General features: G+C 47.4%; 28 protein-coding genes. 15 read left to right on the top strand and 13 right to left on the bottom strand.

The window, feature by feature from the left end:
• Window positions 1–18: 18 nt before the first annotated feature.
• Window positions 19–705 carry a GntR family transcriptional regulator gene (locus tag AR442_RS01670; protein ID WP_014417052.1) on the bottom strand — a complete coding sequence of 229 codons (687 nt, stop codon included), beginning with the start codon at window positions 703–705 and terminating at the stop codon, window positions 19–21.
• 182 nt (window positions 706–887) lie between these two features.
• On the opposite strand from AR442_RS01670, the gene AR442_RS01675 reads away from it, so the two are divergent.
• Window positions 888–1,946, top strand: a complete 1,059-nt coding sequence (locus AR442_RS01675; RefSeq protein ID WP_014417051.1) for a tartrate dehydrogenase — start codon at window positions 888–890, stop codon at window positions 1,944–1,946.
• Between the two features lie 47 nt (window positions 1,947–1,993).
• Here AR442_RS01675 and AR442_RS01680 read toward each other — a convergent pair whose 3' ends face one another.
• From AR442_RS01680 to AR442_RS01695, 4 genes are all read right to left on the bottom strand, one after another.
• Window positions 1,994–2,776 (bottom strand): class I SAM-dependent methyltransferase, encoded by a 783-nt coding sequence (locus AR442_RS01680; protein ID WP_014417050.1) that lies wholly within the window; start codon window positions 2,774–2,776, stop codon window positions 1,994–1,996.
• Between the two features lie 35 nt (window positions 2,777–2,811).
• The gene (locus AR442_RS01685) at window positions 2,812–3,429 is read right to left on the bottom strand and encodes an NUDIX hydrolase (protein WP_014417049.1); all 618 of its coding nucleotides are present in this window, start codon (window positions 3,427–3,429) and stop codon (window positions 2,812–2,814) included.
• A gap of 175 nt (window positions 3,430–3,604) precedes the next feature.
• Window positions 3,605–4,477: a DMT family transporter gene (locus AR442_RS01690; RefSeq protein ID WP_044803011.1), complete on the bottom strand. Its 873-nt coding sequence runs from the start codon at window positions 4,475–4,477 to the stop codon at window positions 3,605–3,607.
• Window positions 4,478–4,692: 215 nt separating this feature from the next.
• Complete coding sequence (locus AR442_RS01695) at window positions 4,693–5,514, bottom strand: MerR family transcriptional regulator (RefSeq protein ID WP_053285507.1); 822 nt, start codon at window positions 5,512–5,514, stop codon at window positions 4,693–4,695.
• A gap of 131 nt (window positions 5,515–5,645) precedes the next feature.
• Here AR442_RS01695 and AR442_RS01700 point away from each other — a divergent pair, with 131 nt between their 5' ends.
• Window positions 5,646–6,104: a GNAT family N-acetyltransferase gene (locus tag AR442_RS01700; protein WP_014417046.1), complete on the top strand. Its 459-nt coding sequence runs from the start codon at window positions 5,646–5,648 to the stop codon at window positions 6,102–6,104.
• A 157-nt stretch (window positions 6,105–6,261) separates the two neighbouring features.
• Window positions 6,262–7,005, top strand: a complete 744-nt coding sequence (locus AR442_RS01705; protein WP_021495024.1) for a sulfite exporter TauE/SafE family protein — start codon at window positions 6,262–6,264, stop codon at window positions 7,003–7,005.
• Between the two features lie 41 nt (window positions 7,006–7,046).
• On the opposite strand, the gene AR442_RS01710 is transcribed toward AR442_RS01705, so the two are convergent.
• On the bottom strand, window positions 7,047–7,886 hold the full coding sequence (locus tag AR442_RS01710) for a helix-turn-helix transcriptional regulator (protein WP_014417044.1): 840 nt from the start codon (window positions 7,884–7,886) through the stop codon (window positions 7,047–7,049).
• Window positions 7,887–7,994: 108 nt separating this feature from the next.
• Here AR442_RS01710 and fabF point away from each other — a divergent pair, with 108 nt between their 5' ends.
• Window positions 7,995–9,230, top strand: coding sequence for a beta-ketoacyl-ACP synthase II (gene fabF, locus AR442_RS01715; RefSeq protein WP_014417043.1), 1,236 nt, complete (start codon window positions 7,995–7,997; stop codon window positions 9,228–9,230).
• A gap of 28 nt (window positions 9,231–9,258) precedes the next feature.
• Here fabF and AR442_RS01720 read toward each other — a convergent pair whose 3' ends face one another.
• A complete protein-coding gene (locus AR442_RS01720; RefSeq protein ID WP_014417042.1) occupies window positions 9,259–10,470 on the bottom strand; it encodes a Bcr/CflA family efflux MFS transporter in 1,212 nt (403 codons plus the stop codon).
• Between the two features lie 145 nt (window positions 10,471–10,615).
• A complete protein-coding gene (locus tag AR442_RS01725; protein WP_014417041.1) occupies window positions 10,616–11,749 on the bottom strand; it encodes a glycerol dehydrogenase in 1,134 nt (377 codons plus the stop codon).
• 282 nt (window positions 11,750–12,031) lie between these two features.
• Here AR442_RS01725 and AR442_RS01730 point away from each other — a divergent pair, with 282 nt between their 5' ends.
• The 4 genes from AR442_RS01730 (at window position 12,032) to AR442_RS01745 (ending at window position 16,286) form a co-directional block, all read left to right on the top strand.
• The gene (locus AR442_RS01730; protein ID WP_014417040.1) at window positions 12,032–12,889 is read left to right on the top strand and encodes a YitT family protein; all 858 of its coding nucleotides are present in this window, start codon (window positions 12,032–12,034) and stop codon (window positions 12,887–12,889) included.
• A 115-nt stretch (window positions 12,890–13,004) separates the two neighbouring features.
• Window positions 13,005–13,532: a GNAT family N-acetyltransferase gene (locus tag AR442_RS01735; RefSeq protein ID WP_014417039.1), complete on the top strand. Its 528-nt coding sequence runs from the start codon at window positions 13,005–13,007 to the stop codon at window positions 13,530–13,532.
• A 276-nt stretch (window positions 13,533–13,808) separates the two neighbouring features.
• A complete protein-coding gene (gene abc-f / locus AR442_RS01740; RefSeq protein WP_014417038.1) occupies window positions 13,809–15,437 on the top strand; it encodes a ribosomal protection-like ABC-F family protein in 1,629 nt (542 codons plus the stop codon).
• Window positions 15,438–15,563: 126 nt separating this feature from the next.
• Complete coding sequence (locus tag AR442_RS01745) at window positions 15,564–16,286, top strand: gamma-glutamyl-gamma-aminobutyrate hydrolase family protein (RefSeq protein ID WP_014417037.1); 723 nt, start codon at window positions 15,564–15,566, stop codon at window positions 16,284–16,286.
• A 33-nt stretch (window positions 16,287–16,319) separates the two neighbouring features.
• Here AR442_RS01745 and AR442_RS01750 read toward each other — a convergent pair whose 3' ends face one another.
• The 5 genes from AR442_RS01750 to AR442_RS20775 all read right to left on the bottom strand — a co-directional run bounded on the left by AR442_RS01750 (window position 16,320) and on the right by AR442_RS20775 (window position 21,067).
• Window positions 16,320–18,473 (bottom strand): MMPL family transporter, encoded by a 2,154-nt coding sequence (locus tag AR442_RS01750; RefSeq protein WP_053285506.1) that lies wholly within the window; start codon window positions 18,471–18,473, stop codon window positions 16,320–16,322.
• 98 nt (window positions 18,474–18,571) lie between these two features.
• The gene (ydfI, locus tag AR442_RS01755) at window positions 18,572–19,207 is read right to left on the bottom strand and encodes a two-component system response regulator YdfI (protein WP_053285505.1); all 636 of its coding nucleotides are present in this window, start codon (window positions 19,205–19,207) and stop codon (window positions 18,572–18,574) included.
• Window positions 19,200–20,417 carry a sensor histidine kinase gene (locus AR442_RS01760; protein ID WP_079891268.1) on the bottom strand — a complete coding sequence of 406 codons (1,218 nt, stop codon included), beginning with the start codon at window positions 20,415–20,417 and terminating at the stop codon, window positions 19,200–19,202. The genes ydfI and AR442_RS01760 overlap by 8 nt, the downstream gene beginning before the upstream one ends.
• A 154-nt stretch (window positions 20,418–20,571) precedes the next feature.
• Complete coding sequence (locus tag AR442_RS20955) at window positions 20,572–20,694, bottom strand: maltose O-acetyltransferase (protein ID WP_014417033.1); 123 nt, start codon at window positions 20,692–20,694, stop codon at window positions 20,572–20,574.
• Window positions 20,695–20,812: 118 nt separating this feature from the next.
• Window positions 20,813–21,067 (bottom strand): maltose acetyltransferase domain-containing protein, encoded by a 255-nt coding sequence (locus AR442_RS20775; protein WP_014417032.1) that lies wholly within the window; start codon window positions 21,065–21,067, stop codon window positions 20,813–20,815.
• Window positions 21,068–21,213: 146 nt separating this feature from the next.
• On the opposite strand from AR442_RS20775, the gene AR442_RS01770 reads away from it, so the two are divergent.
• The 7 genes from AR442_RS01770 to AR442_RS01800 all read left to right on the top strand — a co-directional run bounded on the left by AR442_RS01770 (window position 21,214) and on the right by AR442_RS01800 (window position 25,931).
• Complete coding sequence (locus tag AR442_RS01770) at window positions 21,214–22,251, top strand: ROK family protein (RefSeq protein ID WP_014417031.1); 1,038 nt, start codon at window positions 21,214–21,216, stop codon at window positions 22,249–22,251.
• Window positions 22,248–23,462 carry an MFS transporter gene (locus tag AR442_RS01775; RefSeq protein ID WP_053285504.1) on the top strand — a complete coding sequence of 405 codons (1,215 nt, stop codon included), beginning with the start codon at window positions 22,248–22,250 and terminating at the stop codon, window positions 23,460–23,462. The genes AR442_RS01770 and AR442_RS01775 overlap by 4 nt, the downstream gene beginning before the upstream one ends.
• A gap of 150 nt (window positions 23,463–23,612) precedes the next feature.
• Window positions 23,613–23,858, top strand: a complete 246-nt coding sequence (locus tag AR442_RS01780) for a hypothetical protein (protein WP_007409324.1) — start codon at window positions 23,613–23,615, stop codon at window positions 23,856–23,858.
• A gap of 17 nt (window positions 23,859–23,875) precedes the next feature.
• A complete protein-coding gene (locus tag AR442_RS01785; RefSeq protein WP_021495034.1) occupies window positions 23,876–24,244 on the top strand; it encodes a spore coat protein in 369 nt (122 codons plus the stop codon).
• Between the two features lie 18 nt (window positions 24,245–24,262).
• Window positions 24,263–25,399, top strand: a complete 1,137-nt coding sequence (locus tag AR442_RS01790) for a zinc-dependent alcohol dehydrogenase (RefSeq protein WP_014417028.1) — start codon at window positions 24,263–24,265, stop codon at window positions 25,397–25,399.
• Between the two features lie 18 nt (window positions 25,400–25,417).
• Window positions 25,418–25,624, top strand: coding sequence for a hypothetical protein (locus AR442_RS01795; protein WP_014417027.1), 207 nt, complete (start codon window positions 25,418–25,420; stop codon window positions 25,622–25,624).
• 7 nt (window positions 25,625–25,631) lie between these two features.
• A complete protein-coding gene (locus AR442_RS01800) occupies window positions 25,632–25,931 on the top strand; it encodes a spore coat protein (RefSeq protein ID WP_014417026.1) in 300 nt (99 codons plus the stop codon).
• The last annotated feature ends 64 nt before the right edge of the window (window positions 25,932–25,995 follow it).

Below are 25,995 nucleotides of genomic sequence, written 5' to 3' on the forward strand. Positions count from 1 at the left end.
CAAGGCTTTTCACCTTGTCTATCGTGATGATTCGTCTGTTTCTCCCGCTTTGAGCACGCCTTTCAGATGTTCTTCATCATGCTTGAGATGCTCCGTCATATATTGCACGGCTTTTGTTTTATCGCCCTTTTTTATTTCTTCAAAGACTTTCCGGTGCTCATGCAGGATAACCTCCGCACGGTCATCGCCTTTAAAATTAAGAACTCTGCAAAAATTAATCAGCACATTGACATGCTCAAGCAGCATGGCCAGCCGGCTGTTGCGGCTGAAATCCACAAGGAGCCGATGAAACGACTCGTTTAAGGAAATAATCTCAGTCTCTTTGACGCCTTTATTGATGGCTTCTTCCGTCTCCCGCAGCTGTTTTTCAATGAGGTCAATTTCACTCTCAGCCGCTTCATCAATAACGAGTTCGACCGCCAGTGATTCAAGTGACATTCTGATTTTATAAATCTCTTCAACATCCTTAACGGACAAAGAATAAATGACAAAGCCGTTTCGATCGTCTGCCGTCAAAAGCCCGTCCTTTTCAAGGAGCCGCATGGCTTCTCTGACCGGCGACCGGCTGACTCCGAAATCCTTGGCCAGCTGAGTCTCATTCAGCCGTTCACCCGGTTTAAAAATCCCGTCAAATATCATTTTTTTCAATTGGGAATAAAATTGCAGATAATACGGGATTGGCTTATCTAATTTAAAATTATCCATCTTTCCTACCTCTTCATACAATTTAGGCCTTATTGTTACCATGATCATATAACAGTTTATCTATGGAAGCAACATTCCCGAGCTTGTCAGCATATCGGATGTGGCGTAATATGGAATTATGATGAACGACGGTCGACGGTCTGCCGTAAACCGAAAACAATTCATTCAGAGGTGACGGAAACATGAAAACTTACAAGATTGCCAGCATACCGGGGGACGGTGTGGGGAAAGAAACAATTCCGCAAGCGGAGCGGGTGTTGAACGCGATCGCCGAATTACATGGAGGCATTGCCTTTGATTTCACTTCTTTTCCGTGGAGCTGCGAGTATTATTTGGAGCACGGGACTATGATGCCGGATGATGGATTAGAAACGTTACAGCACTTTGATGCTTTGTTTTTGGGAGCGGTGGGGAATCAAAAACTCGTCCCCGATCATGTTTCGCTGTGGGGGCTGCTCATTAAGATACGCCGGGAATTTGAACAGGTGATTAATGTGCGGCCGGCAAAGCTCCTGCCGGGAATCACTTCCCCCCTCGTTAACCCGAAGGATTTTGATCTGATAGTCGTCCGCGAAAACAGTGAGGGCGAGTACAGCTCTGTCGGCGGCAGAATCTATCAGGGTGAGGACGAAATCGCCATACAAAACGCGGTCTTTTCCCGCCGGGGTACGGAAAGAGTGATGCGGTATGCTTTCGAACTGGCGGAAAGTCGGCGGAAACACGTCACAAGCGCGACGAAATCAAACGGTATTATTCACTCGATGCCGTTCTGGGATGACATCTTTAAAGAGGTCAGCCGGGAGTACGCCGGGATTGAGACGGATTCCCAGCACATCGATGCACTGGCGGCCTTCTTTGTCACGCAGCCGGAACGCTTTGATGTCATTGTCGCTTCGAATTTGTTCGGAGATGTGCTGACAGATATCGGCGCGGCGATTATGGGAAGCATCGGAATCGCTCCCGCAGCCAACATCAATGTAAACGGCAAATACCCTTCCATGTTTGAGCCTGTTCACGGCTCCGCCCCGGATATTGTCGGAAAAGGAATTGCCAATCCTATAGGCCAAATATGGACGGCGAAATTAATGCTCGATTCATTCGGAGAAGAGGAACTGGGCCATCTCCTCTTACAATCTATTGAAACGGTCACAAACAGCGGCATTCTGACTCCTGATGTCGGCGGAAAACATTCAACGGAAGATGTCACTTCCGCTATTATTTCTCAAATCAAGAACAGATAATACGAAAAAACCGCGGGCAGGAAAACTGCACAGCGGTTTTTTTCGTCTCAGACGGGACGGACCGCGCAGAAACAGGCCGATTCACCTGTGAAGCCCGCAATACGGCCTGATTGATCCTTTTCTACAGAAAAAAACCGCTGTATATCACGAGGAGCATCCAGCATCTGTTTTTCCAGTAATGCGGCTTTCTCTTCAGTCAGGCCTGCCCGTTCACACCAGACGGTAAATTGAAATGGTTTCAAAAAGCAGACAGCGGATTCAATCCGGAAGCCGGCTGTCTCCAGAAAACGGAGCCATTCTGTTTTTTTCCACGCCCGAAAGTGGCTCTGATCCCGTTTCTTTTCAATGTCATTATAAAAATGGTCATATTCATCCTTTTCAGGTGCGGTATTGTCAATGAGAAGCAGTCTGCCGCCCGGTTTGACAACCCGAAACGCTTCATGAACAAAGGCTCTGACATCGGGAAAATGATGCGCCGCGATTCTGCATGTGACGATATCGAAAGCAGCATCGGAAAACGGCATCTTTTCAGCATCGCCATTTTCGAATGACACGTTCGTCCATCCGTTTCCGGTTATAAATGCTTCAGCGGCTGCTAACATTTCTTCCGTGAGGTCATATGCGATAACAGAGCGTACGAGAGGAGCGAGAGCGTTAGCCGTATGTCCGCCTCCCGTCGCGATATCCAGCACGTTCATATGCTTTTCGGCACCGGAAGCTGAAACGAGATACGCCAAATCCTCTCCTGCGGCGTGTCCTGGACTAGTCACATATTTCGCGGCGTTTTTGGCAAATTGCCGCTGCGCCTGCTGTTTAATTGAATCCTCCATTATAATCGGGCCCCCTTTTCTTTCTGATTGCTGCCTTAATCAAAATAAACGGGTTCGTCCGGATGTTTGAGATATGCAAACATCCTTTCAATCTGACTTTCCGTATTGCGGGCTTCAGATAGCGGCGGCAGTTCCGTTTCCGCAAAAAAGCCGGCCGCGCTTGTTTCCGTTCCCTCCCTGAGCCGGCCGCCGATGATCTCGCATTTGATAAACACTTTGTAAACGTGGACGGCGGACGGCGGATGGGAATGGCATTTCTTATCCATTACAGCTAACAGTTTAACGGGCTTTACGTCGATTCCCGACTCCTCTTTTACTTCTTTGACAGCGGTCTCGCCCGGAGAAATCCCGATATCAGCCCATCCGCCCGGCAGCGCCCATCTGCCGTCGCTTTTCTCTCTTACCATTAATATGCTCTGATCTTTAAAAACTGCCGCTCTGATATCAACTTTCGGAGTGGGATAGCCCGTGTCACCGGCGAATACGTCTTTAATGATTCTTTTGTCGATGCCGGTATGATGCGCCATGATATCCACGCTTATTTTTCTTATTTCTTCAAATCTCTCAATATCATATATGTCTTTGGAATAAGCCAGCCCCGCTTGCGCCGCGGATTGAAGCTGTTTTGCCCATTCAAGCCATTTTGGCTCCATTTTTTCACCGCCCGTTATGTTAATTGACGAAACCCTGAGGGTCCGGGTATTGCACCTTGAGAGTACCGGTGCCCATGATCCGTTTCTGCTCCTTGTTTTCTGTTTATGGAGGGGCGAATCCTGCCGGGAAAACAGAAAAAAGCCATTCATTTGCTGAATGGCTTTTTTTCATTTTCTATTTTTCTTTCATGACGAGAACGACGCCTGAAACAATAAGGGCCGCCCCGATCCAGAAGGTTCCTCCGATCGTCTCTCCCAGCAGCAGCCAGCCGAGCAATGTCCCGGAAAGCGGCTGAAAGAAGAAAAACAGACCGCCGCTTGCCGCATTCAGCAATTGCAATCCGCGATTCCAAAGCATGAACGCGCAGGCGGTTGAGATCACACCCAAATATAAAAGTCCGCCCCATATCTCAGGCCGGGCAAGCTGAGACAAAGGAATCTCCTGAAGCGGGCCCGCTGTAAACGGGGTCAGGATGACAAATGCGACGCAAATGGAATACGTTGTGACGACAAGCGGTGAGTAATGGCCGGGAACCCGTTTCATCAGCACGGACATCAAAGCCCATGTCAGCGCCGCAGCCAGAAGCGAGAGACCGCCGAGCTGGCTCGACATATCGAGATCTCCGTTCCCCACAATGAGCAATACTCCGATCGTCGCCAGCCCTGTCGATATTCCTTTTTTCAGCGTTAACCGCTCTTTCAACATCAGCCGGGCAAATACAACCATAAATGCGGGAGTGGATGCCGTAATAATCGCACCCATCTGCGCGGTTGATAATTTCGTGCCGATTTCCTGCGTGACGATCGAAATCGTGTTGCCGATCAATCCGATCGCAGCGATCAGTAATAAATCACGTTTATGAACTTTCCAGGATTGGCGTGTAAACAAACTGAGAATCAAAAGCGAAAGAAGCGCCACCGCATATCTCAGCCATACCAGTTCAAGCGGCGGAATGACCGCTACCACAACTTTTACAACGACATACATACCGCCCCAGATACTGGCGGCCAATGCCAAATAAATCGAACCGAACAATGTATTTTTCAATTTGATGCACCCTCCGTTATCATATTAGGTCACGTTATATGCCCTAACGGAGAGAAGCGCAGTCACTTTCCTCCATTAAGGGCGGAGAAGTGCTGCCGGTACATCATGTTCAAATAAGGGCGCTAGAAACATATCGTGTTTCACCTCAATTGCAATCTGATTTTTCTCATTATACAAGGTTTGTTAAAAGACGTAAATGAACGGCGGCATCGGCTTTATGGATTGCGGACTTGCAGCTGGATTCTTGTGATCTGATTGTCAAACCCGTCCGCCACAACCTCATCAAGCATATATTCTTCATATGCATAATCGCCCATTTCCAGCCCATACTCTTCAATAAACTGCATGATGCTGCGGTAAGCCGCTTCCGCTTCATCCCCTATTTGGTACCCGACGGCATAAAGCCCTTTCGGCTTGATATGGAGGTCTCTATTCTCTATGCCTTCTTCTGTCTTCATATAAAAATGGGTGTAGTTGTAGAATTCTTTTTTCAGAATCTGCTCCCGCGCAAACAGTCCGCCGACCGGATGCCCCTGATCGAGCTCATGTACCCGCATATAACGGATCAATTCGGAAATGGCGGCAGTGTATTGCCGTTCTGGCAAATGGAGTACGGGTCGTCCTATCATAAGTGTCTCTTCATCTAATCGCTGCAATGAGACGGAGGAAAAGTCTGTCTCCAAGGCTTGTTCGGTCAGCTTCACCTTTGTCTGAATCATCCTTTGCAGGTGCTCCAGCTTTTTGATTTTGCTTTCGATTTCTGAAGATTTCTCTTTTAAAAGCGTGATGATACCCTCAGGAGTTTTGTCTGTTAAGAGCGGTTTGATCTGCTTCAAGGGCACGCCGACCTCCTTAAACAGGCCGATGACCTGGAACAGTTCGAATTGATGATAGGAATAGTATCTGTATCCGTTCGCTTTTTTGATTTCCGGAGAAAGCAGGCCGATCTCGTCATAATGGAACAGGGTTTGTTTTTTTACGTGGCACAGTTTTGCAAATTCACCCGTTGTGAAGTATTTTCTGACGTCTTCGCTCATAATGCCTCCTTGACTATACGGTAACCATATCCTTTATGATGATCATTGTATCCGAGAGAAGGCTGATTCACAAATGGCTTACGCAATGAAAGCTTTACCGTCTCAAAAAAAGCGGAAGAGGAGTCTCAAGTATGACGATTGAAATCAGAACAGTCACGGAAGAAAACCGTGCCGATATACTGGCGCTTCATGTAAGGGAAAGCCAGACTTCATTTATTGAAACCGCGGAAGAGTGCTTACAAGATGCTGAGGATTGCCGGCATTATCAGCCGGCCGGTCTTTATGTTAACGGGGAATTGGTCGGCTTTGCCATGTACGGATGGTTTCCGGAATATGATGAGGAAAATGAAAACGGCAGAGTGTGGCTTGACCGTTTTTTTATTGATGAACGTTATCAGGGACGGGGATTGGGCAAGCTGTTGCTTGATGCCCTTATCCGCCATCTCGTTCGAATATATGATTGCAGACGGATTTATTTAAGCCTGTTTGAAGATAACGTCCACGCATTGCGGCTTTATCAAAAATTCGGCTTCTTATTCAATGGAGAGCTGGACTCAAACGGGGAAAAAGTGATGGTGAAAGAGCTGTAAACCCTCTGTATAAAAGCGATTCGGCTTCTTGCCAATACCTTAAATTTGAGGTAACATAAAGATATTAGACGACGGTCGACGGACTACGGTCGATTATTAAAACCTGATACAGCGGAGCGGAACATGGTGATCAGGCATCTAAATGGAGGAGAAGATTGTGCTTATTATACTCGTTATGTTTCTTCTCGGGATTATTCTCGGGTTTATCGGCGCCGGGGGAGCCGGTTTTGTCATTGCACTTTTAACTATACTGTTTCACGTACCGATTCATACGGCGTTGGGCACCTCCCTTGCCGGAATGGCTTTCACAAGTTTATCTGGGGCTTTCAGCCACTACCGTGAAGGCAATATTCAGATGAAAATCGGTCTCATCGTCGGCGTTTTTGCGGCATTCGGTTCGTTTTTCGGGGCAAGGCTTACTTCCCTTATCCCCGCAGATTTGCTGCATTACTTGACGGCGGGCATGCTGTTTTTATCTGCTCTGCTTATTTTAGTCCGGTTATTTATTGTAAAAGAAACACATGAAGATTCCGGACGGCAAAGCAATCTGAACATATGGGTGAAAGCCGTTGTACTCGGTGTCATCGCAGGAATCTTGTCCGGAACATTCGGGATCGGCTCTGCCCCTTTCATCCAAATCGGCTTAATGATTCTTTTGCGCTTATCTATCCGCCAGTCGGTCGGCACCACCATGCTTGTCATTATCCCGCTTGCGGTCGGCGGAGGACTCGGTTATGTGACGGAAGGATTTGTCGATTATATGCTGTTGGTCAAAGTGCTGATCGGAACGATGTGCGGCGCATATGTCGGAGCGAAATTCACCAACCTCGTGCCGAAAGTCATTCTGAAATCAGCCATCTTTTTAACACCGGCCATCGCCGGTCTCATGCTTTTATTTTAAACTGAAACGGGAGGCGGCCGCCTCCCGTTTTTTTCTGTTCTTCACCTGTTTTCGAAGAGCTTTTTCAGCTTTGCTTCCGTTTCGGTATGATCTACCGGCGTATACACACTGCAGCGCAGATCACTGTTGCCCTGAACCTGAAATGAAGTCAGGTTAAAGACCATTTTTCCCGCCTTCGCGTGGCGGAACTCAATTAATACTTCGGGTGCCGAGCTGACTTCGCTCTCATTCCACAGCGTATGAAATTCCGAATACGTTTTCTCCATTTCTTCTATAAACTGAGAATACCACGTATCAGCTACATACTGGCCGTAATACGTTCTGAAAATGGCGATGAATCCTTTCACAAAGTGCTCCCAGTTCACGGCTAAACTTCTTAATTCTTTTCTGGAAAACAATAGCTCTATGAGATTCCGTTTTTCAGGAGGAATTTGTTCAAAATCTAAAAACACGTGAGCCGCGGCCTGGTTCCATCCTACGATATGACACCGCCTGTCCGAGATAATGGTGGGACAATAACGGAGCTCCTGCAGGATTTTTGAAAGCGACGGGCTGATAACCGCTTCTTCCTCCGCGGTAAACGGCTGCTTCACGCCCTCCTCAATGGCAAGCGCGTATAAATAATTTCTCTCATCTTTGTTGAGCTGCAGCGCATCGGAAACGGCGTCCAATACGGCTGCGGACACTTTAATATCTCTGCCCTGCTCCAGCCACGTATACCACGTGGTGCTTACGCCGGCTAATTGCGCGACCTCTTCTCTTCGGAGTCCGGGCGTTCTTCTCCGTGTGCCCATCGGCAGCCCGGCCATCTGCGGAGAAATTTTGGCCCGCTGCGTTTTTAAAAACTCTGAAAGCGCCTGCAATCTTCCTTCTGGTATCATACCGAATCTCTCCTCTCTTACCCTGGTATTCATTATACTAGGATAATCAACAACTTGTAATAGGATAATTGCGAGTTACAATAAATACATACCGAAGGAGGAATGACCATGAAAAGAGTTGTGATCACCGGAATGGGAGTGATTTCACCTCTCGGCAATGATGTGCATACATTTTGGAAACACCTGACGGAAGGAAAATCGGGAATCTCTTTCATCGATTCGTTTGATGTCTCCGATTCAAAGACAAAAATAGCCGGCACCGTCCGTGATTTTGACGCAGAAGAAAGATGGGGCAGAAAAGAAGCGAGACGGCTTGACCGTTTCAGCCAGTTTGCTTTAGCGGCAGCGGAACAGGCGCTTGAAAGCTCCGGGATTCAGCTCGATCAGATTGACCGTGAACGCCTCGGCGTGTACGTCGGCTCGGGAATCGGCGGCATCACGACTTTGATTGATAACGTTCATACTTTAAATGAACGGGGAGCGCGAAAAGTGAGCCCGAGCCTTGTCCCCATGATGATCTCAAACGCGGCCGCCGCTCAAATCAGCATCAGATTAGGCGCGCTCGGCCCCTCACTTTCTCCCGTCACCGCGTGTTCCATCGGCAATACGTCGATCGGGGAAGCTTTCAACGCCATTCGGAATGATGACGCAGATATCATGTTTGCCGGGGGAGCGGAAGCGGCGATTACGAATTTGTCATTAGCCAGCTTCGGCAATGCCCACGCGCTGTCAGCGAGAAACGAAGACCCCGCCGCGGCAAGCCGGCCGTTTGACGCGGATCGCGATGGGTTTGTCATGAGTGAAGGCGCGGGCATCTTAGTATTGGAATCATTGGATAGCGCAATCGGCAGAAACGCCCCGATCCTCTGTGAGGTGCTCGGCTACGGCGCAAGCTCTGACGCCTATCATATGGTAGCCTCCCATCCGGAAGGAACGGGCGCATACCTGGCGATGAAAAACGCTTTGAAAAAGGCGAACGTTTCAGCGGAAGACATTGATGTCGTAAGCGCTCATGCGACAAGCACAAAAGCCGGAGATCTTTCTGAAACATTGGCCATCAAGACATTATTCGGGGAGCTTGCCTATGACATTCCGGTTACGGCCAACAAATCAATGCTCGGCCACATGCTTGGCGCGGCAGGCGGCGTTGAAGCCATCGCTCTGACAGAAAGCCTGAGACACGGCATCATTCCGCCGACGATCAATCTGCAGCACCCTGATTCGGCATGTGATTTGGACTATGTAGCAGACGGACCCCGCCAGCAATCGTTAACGATCGGCCTTTCCAACTCATTCGGCTTTGGGGGGCATAATTCGGCGATCGTGCTGAAGAAATATGAATAGCGGGCATCAAAAAAAGGAGTGAATCATTTCACTCCTTTTTTGCTTTCTCCGGTTTTGTTGTTAAGGCGAAAAAAGCGATGGAACCGATAACGGATGTCGTGAACATTATTGCCCCCATCGGCACGGCCGTCGCTTCATTCATCCCCACAAGCGGCGACACGATGGAACCGAGAAGAAGCGGAAGCATGCCGAGCAGTGCGCTTGCGCTTCCCGCGCGGTGTCCCTGCTTTTCCATCGCCAATGTAAAGGTGCTTGTCAGCGTCATGCCGATCGTAATCATATAAATAAAAATGGAAATCACCAGTGCCGCCAGCGGCCCGTGAATGATTGTCATGACGAGCAGAACGGCAGTCGCCGTCATCGCTGTAATCACGCCGATTCTCAGCAGGCTTTTTTCGTGAATGATCCCGCCGAAACGCCCGATGATAAAGCTTCCGGTAATGATCGCCAGACCGTTTATGCCGAATAAAACACTGAATACCTGAGGCGTTACTCCGTAAATATCCTGATACACGAAAGGCGTTCCGGAGACATACGCAAAGCTCCCGCCGTGAATAAAACCGACCGTCAGCGCATAGCCGATAAATGACCGATCCTTCAGCAGGCTTCCCATTGTCCGCACGGAATTTCCGATGGAGCTCGGAATCCGCTTTTCCGGCGGCAGGGTTTCTGTCAGCTTGAGCGCAATGATGATTACAAGCAAAAAACCGATAAACGTTAAAAAGAGAAAAATCGTATGCCATGATGCAAACGGAAGCAGTAAAATCGCGCCTCCCGTCATCGGCGCCACCATCGGCGCGACGGCGGTAATGACCATCAGCAGCGAGAAAAATTTAGAAAGCTCTCTTCCCGTAAACACATCTCTGACGATTGCACGGGATAAAACGAGTCCTGCCGAAGCGGTGAACCCTTGAAGAAAACGGGCAATCACTAGTGTTGCAATGTTCGGTGCAAGTGCGCAAAACAGAGAAAACAACGCAAATAAAAAAATACATAGTAATAACGGTTTTCTTCTTCCCTTCGCGTCACTTAACGGGCCGACAACAACCTGTCCGATTGTCAGCCCGATCAGACATGCGGTTAAACTGAGCTGGACAAGCGATGCGCGGGCGCTTAAATCTTCAGCGATTTCAGGGAAACTCGGCAGATACATATCTATATTGAGCGGCCCCAGTATCGCAAGCATGCCGAGAAGAAAAGCAAGCGCAAGCCGCTCCTTACCGGTCGGATTATGCAGCATATCGTTCCCACCTTTCCTTTGTCAATCTCTCAAAACATTTGTATATTGTATCATAATTTTTTCTTTATTTTTAAAAGTTTTCAAAGGGCACAAAAAAACCAAGGGCTGTAACAGCCCTTGGTTCCGGGTCACGCGGTAAAAGGTTTTACGCGTGTTTTTCTTTAAATGCTTTTGCGTATTGATCAGCCGCTATAATGGCATCCGCCACGTCGTCAGCCGTCACGTCAAAAGCGGCATGAATCGTTTCTTCTTCAATCGTCGCGGCTTCTGCCACTTTCATAATGTCCTCTTTAGATGCGTCTTTCAATTTGATGTCTTCAAGTGTGACAGGCAGCCCCAAGCTGATATAAAACGCGATATACCGCTCAATTTCCTCAAGCGAACGTTTTTCCAGCGCCAATTGAACGAGCGTGCCGAATGCCACTTTTTCACCGTGGGTCAAGTGATGGATTTCACCTTCAAGCGCGGTAAATCCGTTATGAATGGCATGTGCCGCAGCTAAGCCGCCGCTTTCAAATCCCAGTCCGCTCAGAAGTGTATTGGCTTCAACCACCGCTTCCAATGCGGGCGTAACGGCTTTCGCTTTCACAGACTCATAAGCGAGACGGCCGTATTTGAATAACACCGCTTCACATTTTTCCGCGATAGCTTCTCCGGCGATGGTAGGAATTCCGCCTGCCATCGTTTTACCGCCATTGGCGATGACACTGCGCGCCTCTATCCACGTCGCCATCGCATCGGCAATCCCTGATGCTAAAAAGCGCGGCGGAGCTTCCGCGACGATTTTCGTATCGACCAGAACCAAGTCAGGATTCTTATGATAGAAACGATAGTTTTCGAACGCGCCTTGTTCAGAATATACGACAGACAGCCCGCTTGTCGGAGCATCCGTTGAAGCGGCCGTCGGCACGATAACGGTGTAGCCGTTTATTTCATCTGATACGGCTTTGGCGGTATCAAGCGTTTTACCGCCGCCGACTCCGATGACAATAGTCGCGCCTGCTTTTTCTGCGATGCCGGCAATTCTTTTCATTTCTTCCTGGGAGGCTTCGCCGTTGAAAACCGCCTCTTCAGAAGAAATATTGCTTTTCTTTAATTCAGCCGTCACCTTGTGGCCCGCGATATCCCATACGGTTTTGTCCGCAATGACGACGGCTTTTTCACCAACGCCCTCCAGATGTCCGCCGATCGTTTCAATGGCGTTTTTTCCCTGCACGTATTTGGCCGGACTGATAAAAATTCGTTCCAATGTCATCATCCCTTCTTCGTTGTCTTTCATTACATTTCTCTTATTGATAGAGCAGAAATGAAAACTCTTCTGATATAATTCCTCGTTTTAACTTGATTTAAACCTCATATACACTGCAGAAAAATCAATTTTCACGGCATTGACAAGATGTGAAGGTGTCTATATAATCTTCGATATTGAAGCTGATCATTCTTTACTGAATGAACAAACGAGATTGTGAATGATTCGTCTTAAAAATTATTTAGTTCTGCTGGATAATTTTTGAGGCGTTTTTGTTTTTTATATATTTTTGACTGCAGAGGAGGTTTGCACATGAAGAACATTTGCAAGGATATACTGATGATTATGGCCGGAGCCTTTCTTATTGCGGCGTCCGTGGAATTTTTCGTCATCCCGAATCATTTAGGGGACGGCAGCACCGTGGGAATCGCTCTCGTGTTATATTATCTTTTCCATATACCTGCAAGTATTACGACTCTGGTTGTAAATTTGATTTTTATCGGGCTGGCTTATAAATTTTTAACAAAAAAAACGATTTTATACACGATACTCGGTACGGGGATGACTTCTGTTTTTCTCAGCGTCGTCAGCTTTATTCCGTTCGGCGTGCACGACATGGTGCTCGGGATTGTATTCGGCGCTCTGCTGATGGGAGCGGGGCTGGCATTGATCTTTATCGCTGACGGATCTACCGGCGGGACCACGCTTTTGGCGTATTTATTGAATTACACAAAGGGCTTTAACATCTCGAAAAGCATGTTTTATATGGATTGTGTCATCATTTTCGCATCCGTTTTAGCGATCGGCATCAATCACATGCTGTATACGTTTATATTCGTATATCTGTGCGCCAAAATCGTCGATATTGTCATTGAGGGTTTCCATAATAAAAAAGCCCTCACCATTATGTCTGACCAATACGAAGAAATCGCCAAAGCCATCACCTCTGAGTACGGCAACGCGGCGACGATTTTTTACGGATACGGGTATTACGGCAGCAAAGACAAGCGCATTATCTATGTCGTCATTAAAAAGAACGAATTGCTGAAAATCAAAAAACATGTTCAAAAAATTGACCCGAAATCATTTATCGTTATTCATGAAGTAAAAGAAGCTGTCGGAGGGCAATTCGGGTTTACAAACCTGCCCGCCGCCGCAAATGAAAAATAACCGCCTGCAGTGTATAGCTGCAGGCTTTTTTTATTCGGCTCTTCCCCGCTCAAAGGTTTTTACATCTTTCAATCGAAGTAGTAAATGAAACCTTTTTGATGGAGGAACATAAAAAATGAATATCAAAACTGACAGGCTCGTCATTCGGACATTTGAACCGGAAGATTGGCAGGATGTCTATGCGTACACATCAAATCCGAATGTCATGAAATATATACCAGAGGGTGTCTTTACCGAAGATGATGCCAGGAAATTCGTTACTGAAAACAGCGGTGAACATGCCGGGAAGTTTCCCGTTTTATTGAAGGATGAGAAAACGGTCATTGGCCACATTGCTTTTTTTCAGTATTTTGGCGATCATACGTATGAAATCGGCTGGGTGTTTCACCCGGAATATCAGGGCAAAGGATATGCTTCAGAGGCGGCGCGCGCCGTGCTGGCATTCGGGTTTAACAAGATGAAATTACACCGGATCATTGCGACATGTCAGCCGGAAAACACGGCTTCGCACCGGGTGATGGAAAAGATCGGGATGAGACGGGAAGGCTTTTTTAAAAAATGCATCCCCCATGATAATGAATGGTGGGATGAATATTATTATGCCGTTTTAGAAGAAGAGTGGGAAGTCTCCAATCTGGAATAAAAAGGCTTATACCCTTTGCTTTTACAGATAAGTGTGTGCTACACTGTTTGTAACAAATACGAAGGGATGATGGGTGGACAATGATTAACTAATCTTATTTTGACCGTTTGAAATCAAATATTTCAAATCAGAAAAAATAGGATTAGTCTGCCCATTTTCTATACGATACGAAAGCTATGTGAAAATAGCTTATTTGATCATGCACAGGTACGGCTAATCCTTCCAAATCAATTGGGAGGATTTTTTTGTCCTCCCTTTAAAGCGAGGGATTGACATATGAAAGAAATGTTAAAAATAAGCGGCATCAGTTATGAAATCAACAGCGTTCCCCTTTTTGAACAGATCAGCGCGAGCGTTCAGCAAGGTGACATCATCGGCGTTATCGGTAAAAACGGCGCCGGCAAATCGTTATTGCTGCAATTGATCTGCAATCAAAAAGCGCCGTCACAAGGACAGATTCAGATGATGCAAGATGTGAACATATATATGGTGGAACAAGAAACGGAAGCTTATGATTCCGGCCATCCGGAGCCTGCGGAGGCAGCCTTGTTAGAAAAGTGGAACGTGCCCGCACGCGCCTTTTCGCAATTGAGCGGCGGAGAAAAACTGAAAGCCCGTCTTGCCAAAGGTTTCTCCTCCTCAAGCAGCCTTTTGTTATTAGATGAGCCGACGAACCACCTCGATCAGCACAGTTTAGAAATACTGCTGAATCAGATCAAGAATTACAAAGGCACCATTATTTTCGTTTCGCATGATCGTGCTTTTATAGATGCAGCGGCGACAAAAATCTGGGCCATCGAAGGAAAGAAACTCATTGAACATAAAGGGAATTATTCAAGCTATATGGAGGTCCGCAAACAGAGAAGGCTGACACAGCAGCGGGAATATGAGAATCAGCAAAATATGATCAGACGGATTGAAGCTCAAATGAACGAGCTGAGCGCCTGGTCGAAAAAAGCCCACGCCCAATCAACGAAAATAGAAGGCTTTAAAGAATACCATCGTGTAAAAGCAAAACGCACGGACGCCCAGATTAAATCAAAGCAGAAGCGTCTTGAAAAAGAGCTTGAAAAAGTGAAAGCAGAACCGGTTGAAGCGGAGTATGAAGTCCGTTTTTCCATTGAGCACCGCAAAAAAGCGGGAAAGCGTTTTTTAGAAGTAAGGGATGTCACAAAGTCATATGACGGCCGAACGCTTTTCAAAAACGTGAATTTCACTGTGATGCACGGTGAAAAGATCGCGATTACAGGCCCGAACGGCAGCGGGAAAACAACATTATTGAAGGTCATCCTCGGTCAGGAAAAAGCGCAGGGCGGCATATGGATATCTCCGTCTGCAAATGTCGGATATTTAACCCAGGAAGTATTCGACCTTCCGCTTGATAAAACCCCCGAACAGCTTTTTTACAAAGAAACGTTCGAAGCAAGGGGCAATGTGCAATCCCTCATGAAGCATTTAGGATTTACCGCAGCGCAATGGACGGAACCCATCGGCAAGATGAGCATGGGAGAGCGGGTCAAATGCAAACTGATGGCGTTTATTCTGGAGGAGAAAGATGTGCTGATTCTGGATGAGCCGACAAACCACCTTGATCTGCCGTCACGCGAGCAGCTTGAAGACACTTTGGCCCGATACGACGGAACGCTTATCATCGTATCTCATGATCGCTACTTTCTCGAAAAGACGACGGACATCCGGCTTGATATCTCAAATGGCAGCGTCCGAAAACAATGGAAAGAATCTCCCTCCGTCAGGGACGATGCTGAAGAACTGCGATTAAAGCTTGAAACCGAACGGCAGGAAGTCCTCGGAAAACTCAGCTTCATGACTCCGGCTGATAAACAATATCGTGAGCTTGATCAAAAATTCAAAGAGCTGACGGAAGAAATCAAGAAATTGAAATGAATGTAAAAGCCCGTGATTGTCACGGGTTTTTTTTTTGAAAGTTCACGTATCATGAAGAATAATTTCAAACTGATTTGTACAACCTACGTTCAGATTTATTATGAGCATGGTTCAGGGGGGCAAAGAATGGCCAAACGCATCGGAATTACGGGAAACATTATGGCTGATCAATCCGGTCCTTTCCCGGGTTATAATCGGGCATATGTCAATAATGATTATATTCAGTCTGTTTCTGAGGCCGGCGGTGTGCCGTTTATACTGCCGGTGATTCAAGAGACGGCGCTTGTAAAGGAACAGGTCTCTCATGTTGACGGGATCATTCTGTCCGGCGGCCAGGACATAGACCCGCTGTTTTACGGCGAAGAACCTTTACAGGCTTTAAGAAAGACCTTTCCTGATCGGGACGCCTACGAGAAGGAGCTGATTCTCACGGCGGTTGCTTTAGAAAAGCCGATTCTGGCCATCTGCCGGGGGATGCATATGTTAAACGTCACTTACGGGGGAACTTTATATCAGGATCTAACACACGCTTCGTTTGCTGACATTAAGCATGACCAAGAAAAAGACCCGCCGTTAAAAACCCATCATGTTTCCTTTGAAAAAGGGACACGTCTCCATTCTTTGTTTGGCGATTCAGCGCGGGTGAATTCATTCCATCACCAGATCATAAAAGAGACGGCGCCTTCGTTTAAAGCCGCGGCTTATGCGAAAGACGGGGCCATTGAAGCGATTGAACGGACGGGTGAATTATTTGTCGTCGGCGTGCAATGGCATCCCGAAATGCTGACAAAAAAACATGAAGACATGAAAAAGCTTTTTTCTCTTTTCATGAATGCGATCAGCACATAAAAAAAGCAGATCATAACGATCTGCTTTTTCATTTTATTCTTCCGGTTTCTCCGGTGTTTTGCCTTGTGTCAGCTTATGGCCTTCGATATCCACATTCGGAATGATCTTATCCAGCCACTTCGGCAAGTACCAGGCCGCATGTCCCATCAGCTTCATGACACTCGGAATAATGGTCATTCTTACAATGAACGCATCAAAAAGAACACCGAAGGTCATTGCCAAGCCCATGGATTTGATCGTAGCTTCTCCCGCAAAGATGAATCCCGCAAAGACGAAAATCATGATCAGTCCCGCCGCTGTTACGACAGGTCCGCTATGTTTCAATCCGGCATGGATGGCTTGTACCGGATTTTTTGTTTTGACATATTCTTCTCTCATTCTGCTGACAAGGAATACTTGATAATCCATCGCCAGTCCGAAAAGAATACCGATCGCTAAAATAGGCAGGAAGGCGAGAATCGGGCCTTTTTCCGGAATGCTGAGCAAGCCGGTGAAATTCCCATCCTGCAGAACGAATACCGATAAGCCGAGTGTAGCGGTCATCGTCAGCAAAAAGCCGACGACGGCGGCAAGGGGCACGAGAAGCGAGCGGAAAACAACGGTCAGCAATACAAACGCAAACCCGACAATGAGAATGGCGAATTCCGGAATGGCATCGTTTAACCGATCTGAAATATCAATGTTCACCGCGGTTGACCCGGTGACGAGCAGGCGGATGCCGTTTTTGTCTGATCGTTTCCGTATATCCTGCACTAACTCTTTCGTTGCCTTATCATTCGGCCCGGTTTCAGGCACTGCCGTAATAATGGCATAGTCCCCTTTTTCGTTCGGCATGGCCGGTGTGACGCTCGCCACATTGTGCAAGTCCTTCATTTCGTTCACGGCGTCTTGAAATGCTTCACTTTTGTTCCCCTTGACCCCTTTTGCATCGGCAACAATTGTCAGCTTGCCGTTAAAGCCCTCGCCGAATCCTTTAGACAAAAGATCATAGGCGCGGCGATCCGGGCTGTCTTTCGCTTTCATTCCCGCATCAGGCAGCCCCAGCTCTAAATGCATGGCCGGCAGACTGATGACGGCTAAAAGAATAATGCTGAAAATGCTTAACAGAATAGGCTTCTTTGTAACGAAGCGCCCCCAGGCATTCGTGTCGGCGCTTTTCTTTTCTTTCTTCTTGTTTGATTTCGGAATCATCCGTTTTCCCACGATTGACAACACCGCAGGAACCAGCGTTACTGATGCCAATACAGCCATCAGCACACTGAGTGCCGCAGTCAATCCCATGGCAGACATGAACGGAATGCCGACAACGGTCAATCCGCAAAGCGCGACGATCACGGTCAGTCCCGCAAAAACGACGGCGCTGCCAGCCGTTCCCGCGGCTTTAGCGATCGATTCATTTTTTTGTACACCTTCGCCCAAAAACTGACGATGCTTCGTAAAGATAAACAGCGCATAATCAATCCCGACGGCCAGTCCGATCATTCCGGATAATGAGAGACTGACCGAGGCTATCGTAAAGAACTGTGTCCCGATTAACGTCAGCGCGACGCTTACGCCTAACCCAATCAGGGCCGTGACAATCGGAAGCCCCGCTATGACTAATGAACCAAACGTAATAGCCAGTACGACGAATGCCAGCACAACGCCGACAATTTCAGATACACCGCCGATTTCAACACCGGCCCCCGGCACATCGCCGCTGAGCTCCGTCTGCAGACCTTTGTCTCCTGCGGCGGACAGACTGTGTTTAATATGTGAAACAGACGCATCCGTAATGTCATCCGCCGCTTTTTTGTACGTAATATCGGCATATGCTACTGATCCGTCTTTAGAAATGGTTCCTGTCTCAAAAGGACTTGCAATCGAAGCGACTGAATGATCTGTTTTGATCTTCTTTAATGTCTCTTCAATCGCTTGTTTTTCCGGTTTTGACGTCAATTTCTTCCCGTCTTCAGCTCCGAAAATAACCCGTATGCTTCCTTTATCGGGACCCTTTGAAAATTCTTTTTGAATCATATCCATCGCCTTTTCAGAAGGTGTGTCGGGAATTGACATATCCTCAGAAAAAGCAGGTTTTAACGAGATGGCGATCACAATCGAAGCGATCAGTATCACGAGCCACGCACTGATCATTTTTAATCGATTGCGGGCAGACCATCCCCCTAATTTATATAAAAAACCAGACATCGAATACTCCTCTCCAATCATTACTTTCTGCCTAATTGTAGTTCACATTCACATAAAAAAAACGTACATAGGGGCATGTACGTTTGGGCAGTTTTTCATTATATATTCAGTTTCAGAATGCCTTTTTGCATGGCAATGGTGACGGCTTCCGTCCGCGAATCAGCGCCTAATTTGTTATAAATTGATGTTAATCTCGCTTTTACCGTCCGCTCTGAGATTCCTAAATCGAAGGCGATCGCTTTGCTTTTATGTCCTTGCGCAACGGCTTGCAGAACTATGATTTCCTTGTCCGTCAGCTGTGTTTCATTGGCATTTGCCCGTTCCATTTTCATTTCCCGGAAACGCCGCAAGATGTCCGGCTGCAGAAGCACTTCTCCCCTGACTGCCGCATCCATCGTATGAAATAAGGTTTCTGAGCTTGTGTCCTTCAGCAGATAACCGTTCGCGCCTGATTCGATGCCTTCTATCATCAGATGATCTTCATTATAGGTCGTCAAAATAATGATCGGCACATCAGAATGCTCTTTTATCTGTTTAATGGCTTCCAGCCCGCTCATTTCCGGCATGTACAGATCCATGAGAATGACATCGGGCTTTAGTTCCTCTGCGAGGCGGACGGCGGTTTTCCCGTTTTCCGCTTCTCCCGTTATGGTGTAATGGTCATTTGTTTCTATCAAAAGCTTCAGACCTTCTCTGACGACAAGATGGTCATCTGCTATTAACACTTTATACATGTTCCGCCTCTCCCTGAATTGGTATGATGATCTCAATTTGAGTCCCCGCTGATCTGGCGCTTGTTATACGGAAAGTACCGTTCATCATATTGACGCGTTCTTGTATCCCAAGCAGCCCGTAATGTCCGCTTTTTCTCATTTCTGTTCCGGCATCAAAGCCTTTCCCGTCATCTTTGACGGTTATGCGGATCTGTCTCTCTTCTTCCCGAACGGACACCCAGACATTCTTTGCTTCTGCATGCTTGGCGGCGTTTGTCAGGCCTTCTCCGATCATGTAATGGCAATTCTCCGCCGTATGAACGTCAAGCACATGATGCACGCTGTAATCTAAAAAACAAGACAGCCCGGAGGCTTCTGTAAAATGGTTGATTTGTTCAGTGATGCTTTCTTTTAAGAAACCGATCTCTTCTGATTTACTGCGAAGGTTATCAATGGCCGAGCGCGCATCAGCCAATGTGCCCTTCACTCTGTCCATTGACTGGCTGATGATGTCTTTCGCTCTGTCAGTGTTATCTTTCGAAAGATGAACTTGCACCGCTTCAAGCTGCATGTGCAAGCTGACCAATCCTTGGGCAAGCGTATCGTGTAAGTCTCTCGCCATCCGCTGTCTTTCATTCTGAAGCGTCAGCTGTTTCACTTGCCGGTGAGCGAGCTCTAATTTTTCAAGCGTCATCTGTGTTTTTATTTTTTCATCAACTTGCGCGAAAAATGTGGCCGCATACGTGATAATCACGATCATGATGGGAGCGGCGATAACGATGAAACGCAGCAGATGATGCGGATGCTCCTGATGCAGGGCTGTTATGGACATTAAAATGAAAAGATAGAGTATGAGCAACGTTTTTCCCTTATCCGCCATTCCGATAATCTGCCCGATTAAAAAGGCATAGAGACCGATGACCAGTGCGATATAGCCGCCGGTCATCAAGTTAGCCGATGTATATATGATAAATCCCTGTATGATGAAATAAAGAAACGTCTTTTTCTTCACCCAGCGATGGGAATGCCAGTGCAGCACGGTAAAAATGACGATCAATATCGTGAATAACAGCTGCAAAAAAACCGTCCAGCTTTCATAAATGTACTGCAAAGAAACTGATGCGGCATATACCATTAAAATAAACGCCAGACCGGGCACCCGAAGCGCAAGCATATGCAATGAGCGTCTGTCACGGGAGACGTAGTCTTCTTGATGTTTTGTACCAAACAATCTCTGTCCACTTCCTTTTAGCCGACCGGCCTCACGAGGTTTTATTCTATTTGTCATCATACCATATGTGCCTTCTTCTCACCTTCCCCTTCTGTCCCTGCATGACGGGTGAAAGAAAAAACAGCCTGCGGGATTGTTCGCAAGCTGTTTTTGTTCATATCTTTTTTATGACCTTCCCCGGGTTTCCGGCCATGACGGGATTTGGCGGGACGTCTTTCGTAACGACTGTACCGGCCGCAATGACGGAGTTTTCGCCGATGGTGACGAAAAATGACACAGCTGCCTCCGATCGTAATCGGAATGCCGTAACCGCTTTTATTTCTTCCTCCCGGCTGTATAGATCCCGACATTCGGCCCTATCATACAGTTATCGCCTATTCGCACGTCAGCCATGTCTAAATGGTGCAATTACAGCCGGCATAAAAATGATCACCGACATGAATATTGGTTCCGATATCACAGTGAAAGTTATGCTCGATGCCCGGTTTTTCCCCTGCCGTCCCGAACAATTCTCTGATGAGCGCTTCTTTTGTTTCAAACGCTTCCGGATCGGCGTCGTTTAATTCCCGGACAAGCCTATGCGCCCGGATGTTTTTCTTCCTCAGCTCTTCCGTTTCGCGTTCATAATAGATTTTGTTATCAGAACTCATGTGTCGAGCCTCCATTTTCAGCAAGGATATTCTGTTTATTCTCCGCTTGAAAACAATGTTAACCCGTCTTGACTGATTCGGTAAGTATATTTTAAACTACTTTTAATAAGTCTTTTAAAAAGTGATTAATAAAGGGGTGCAGAATCATGGCAAATACCATTAATAATACATCCATTGTAAAAAAAACGAATGAAGAAACAATCATTGAAGCGCTGCTGAAAACGGATGCGGCCACCATTTCCTTTCTCTCTCAACAAACAGGGCTCAGCGCCGCCACGTGCGGAAACATTTTACATGAATTAAAAGAACGCGGCGAAGTTATGGAACTGGAACCGAGCGCCTCAACAGGCGGAAGAAAAGCAAGGCAGTTTACGTTAAATGCGGACAGTCATTTGGTACTCGGCATATCCGTTAAAACAGAAGGCGGCGTCCATTCGATTGACGTCGCGCTGGCAGATTGGCACGGTGACTATATTGAAAAAGACAGCCACTTTTATGATGTCATCAATTATGACGTCATCGAACGGCTTACTGACGAATGGATAAGGCGGTTTCCCAATATAAAGGCGATCGGCATGGGGGTTCAGGGTGTGGTCAGCCACGGCATCATCGGCATTTGTGACACTGAAGAGCTGTGTGATATCCCGATGCAGGAAAGACTTGAAGCCAGACATTCTGTCAAGGTCAATGTAGAAAACGAGATGCATTACGCTTTGTACGGATTTTATCGCGATCAGCAATATTCCGTCCCGAAAACCATCGCCATGGCCGCATTTGTCAAAGACAACCCTCCGGGAGCGCGCTTCGTTATAGACGGGCGCTTAGTCAAAGGCAATACGCAATTCGCCGGAGAAATTTCTTATATTCCATTTGAAACGACACGGAAGCAGCAGCTTGAAAAGCTCTATTCACCTGATTCTTTTCCGGAACTGGCTGTTAAGATGACAAGCGCCATGATTTCAATCATCAATCCGCAGGCCATTGCGTTTATCGGAGAATTATCAAAGGGATTGGATATGGAACAGGTTTATGAAGCATGCTCCGCTTTTGTCCCGAAAGAACACATGCCCGAGCTGATTCTCATAGATGACATCCAGCCCTATTATCAAAAAGGATTGATTGCCATCACATTAAAATCTCTGCGTTTTCCGCTTCATTTGGCAGAGAGGGAACTGATTTCATGAGTAAACAGGGCATTCAAAAATGGAAACTTTCCCTTTTTTTTATTTTTTCGCTGCCCGGACTTGCTTTCTCATCCTGGATTTCCCGCACGCCTGAAGTCAGAGAAACGCTGAAAGCCTCGACTTCAGTGATGGGATTGATTATTTTCGGCCTTGCATGCGGCTCATTAATCGGTCTGTTAAGCGCCAGCCGGATCATCTCGCGGAAGGGAACCAGATTCGCAGCTCTGATCAGTGTTCTGATTGTCATTATCGGGATATTCGTCATCAGCGCAGGTGTTTTTGCCGCTTTCAAAAGCATCGTATTTGCCGGACTGATCATCTTCGGGCTCGGCTACGGACTTGCGGAAGTGGTCCTTAATGTAGATGGTTCCGCCCTTGAACGCGCCGCCGGGAAAACCATGATGCCCGCATTGCACGCATCGTTCAGCGCCGGCACATTGATAGGTGCGGGACTCTCCTCTCTCGCTATTTTATTCAAGGTTCCCGTGCTCGTTCACCTGCTGCTCATTGCCGGAATTGAGTTTATCCTGATTTTTACTTTCTTCCGGTTTCTGCCGGAGGACACCGGGAAAGAAGATGCCGTCTCAAGGCGGCAGGAAGTCTCAAGCGAAAAGCCGGAAAACGTCTGGACAGAGCCGCGCACACTGCTGATCGGGCTCATCGTGCTCGGAATGGCTTTCGCAGAAGGGTCGGCCAATGACTGGCTTCCGCTCACCATGACGGATGGTTTTCACGTGACGCACGCGCAAGGCACGGCGGTTTACGGGGTCTTCCTCACCGCTATGCTGATCGCCCGCATCTTTGGCGGGGCATTTTTGGACCGGTACGGACGCGTGCCCGTTCTTCGTCTCTGCACCGCCGTCAGTGTCATCGGACTTTCCCTTGTAATTTTCAGCGGAAACCTCACAGCAGCCGTAATCGGCGTCTTTCTTTGGGGAATCGGCGCCTCCCTCGGCTTCCCGGTCGGCCTTTCCGCAGCCGGCGATGACCCAAAAGGAGCAGTTAAGCGGGTCGGAGCAATCTCCTTCGTCGGCTACTGCGCCTTCTTAGTCGGCCCTCCCGTTCTCGGACTGCTCGGTGAAGAATTCGGCCTTGTTAAAGCACTGATCATCGTACTGATCGGCATCGTGCTCAGCGGGCTCGTCTCCCGCGCGGCAAAACCGCCCGCGCATCAGAAAAACGTTCATGACACCAACAGCCATTCCATGTGAACAAGAGGAAGCGATTGTGCTTCCTCTTTTTTTTGATGCACCGTCAGGCTTTTTCTCCGCTTTTTCTTACAAACAAAATTTGTAAGACTAGAGCTCTTTTCTCAGGGGAAATTAATTACGTATTTTTAGAAAGGGAGGTTTCAGACGATTATGGAAAAGCGTGAATTAGCGGCTCACGAGTCGCTGGACTTACATGAAATCATTAACTTCAAGACGCTTTGTGTAGCGAAATCCAAGCTCATGCAAGGGCTTGTGTTTGATCAGGATCTGAAAACGTTAATGGAAAAAGACGTTCAGCAAGCCTCTCAAGACCTGGCTGATCTGCAGGCGGTTTATGAACGGGCAACGTTTCAGGCTCCCGTTCCTCAAAACCGGCCGACTTCGATCATCAATTGAAAGGAAGGTAAGCATCATTGAATCATGACCATTTAGATCCGATCAATTCATTACATGTCCCTGAACTTGCGGATATGACATTCGCAATGGATTTTCTCATACGCGCCAAAGAAGGCGCCAGAAATACCGCCGTCGCTTTAACAGAAACCGCTTCACCTGATGTAAGAGCTTTGCTGCGCAAACAGCTCATGCAGGGAATCGCGATGCATCAGGAGATAACAGACTTGATGGTCAGCAAAAAGTGGTTTCACCCGCATGATTTGAGCGAACAGTATAAATTGGATCAGCTCTCTGCAAAAAATACCCTCATGGTCGGAAGCATGAACCTGTTTCCCGTTGAAACAAACAGAAAAGGGATGTTTGACCGCACACCTGATGAACACTAACACTGGAGGTATTACAGCATGAAGGCCGTAACGTATCAAGGAGTGAAAAACGTCGTTGTCAAAGACGTGCCTGATCCGAAGATTGAAAAACACGATGACATGATTATAAAAGTCACAAGTACGGCAATTTGCGGATCAGATTTACATTTAATCCACGGACTCATCCCGAATTTGCAGGAAGACTACATCATCGGCCATGAACCGATGGGCATCGTGGAAGAAACCGGTCCCGGCGTGACGAAAGTCAAAAAAGGCGACCGCGTCATTATTCCTTTTAATATCGCCTGCGGAGAATGCGTTTATTGTAAGAATCACCTGGAAAGCCAGTGTGATCAATCAAATGAGAACGGCGATATAGGCGCTTATTTCGGCTATTCAGGAAATGCCGGCGGCTATCCGGGAGGCCAGGCCGAATATTTGCGCGTTCCATTTGCGAACTTTACCCACTTTAAAGTTCCCGAAACATGCGAAGAACCGGATGAGAAACTGAGTGTTATTTCCGATGCGATGACAACCGGCTTTTGGAGCGTCGACAATGCCGGCGTAAAAGAAGGCGATACAGTTATCGTTCTCGGCTGCGGGCCCGTGGGCCTTTTCGCTCAAAAATTCTGCTGGTTAAAGGGAGCGAAACGCGTAATAGCCGTAGACTATGTCAACTACCGTCTCCAGCATGCGAAACGGACGAATAAAGTAGAAATCGTGAACTTCGAAGACCACGAAAATACAGGCAGCTACCTGAAGGAAATCACCAAAGGCGGCGCCGACGTTGTCATTGACGCCGTCGGCATGGACGGAAAAATGACGGATCTCGAGTTCCTCGCCAGCGGATTAAAACTTCAGGGCGGGGCGATGAGCGCATTGGTCATCGCGTCCCAAGCGGTGCGAAAAGGGGGAACAATCCAGATTACGGGTGTGTACGGCGGCAGATACAACGGGTTTCCCCTTGGCGATATCATGCAGCGGAACGTCAATATCCGATCAGGACAAGCTCCGGTCATCCACTATATGCCGTATATGTTTGAATTGGTGTCAACCGGCAAAATTGATCCAGGCGATGTTGTAAGCCATGTCATTCCGCTCAGTGAAGCGAAGCACGGCTATGAGATGTTTGACACGAAAACAGATGATTGTATTAAAGTTGTACTCAAACCTTAAAGAACGGAGGCTACAGAAATGGCCAGCGCCTTACATGAATTACTCGAAATTCAGGAGATGGCTTCTTTTAAGTCACTTTGTCTGACGAAATCCAAAACCATGAAAGCGCTCGTATCCGATCCGCAGCTGAAAGAAATCATGCAGCAGGATGTGGATACATCAACAAGGCAATTGCAGGAATTTGCCTCGATTTTATCTGATGCACAGCATGAAATGAGGAGATGAATCACGAATGAATCCGATTATTGAATACTTGACGGGAATGAATGCACTGACAGACCAAATTGTCGCAATGGATTTATTGAATTCGGCAAAAAGCGGTGTCAGAAACTATGCGATGGCGGCGACGGAAGCCGGAACGCCTGAAGTGAAAGCGATCCTCACCCGGCACTTAGAAGAAGCCCTTGACATGCACGAGCAAATCTCACGCTATATGATGGAAAAAGGCTGGTATCACCCGTGGAACACAAATGAACAAGTCCGGCTCAATTTGCAAAATATTGATACGGCGCTCCGCCTGCCCGTCCTATAAATCGTTTTGCTGCTGAGACTGCACCCCTGACTCAAGCTTCAGTATTTCAAACTGTGAGCTGCCT

The sequence above is a fragment of the Bacillus velezensis genome, from assembly GCF_001461825.1.
Lineage (GTDB): Bacteria > Bacillota > Bacilli > Bacillales > Bacillaceae > Bacillus > Bacillus velezensis.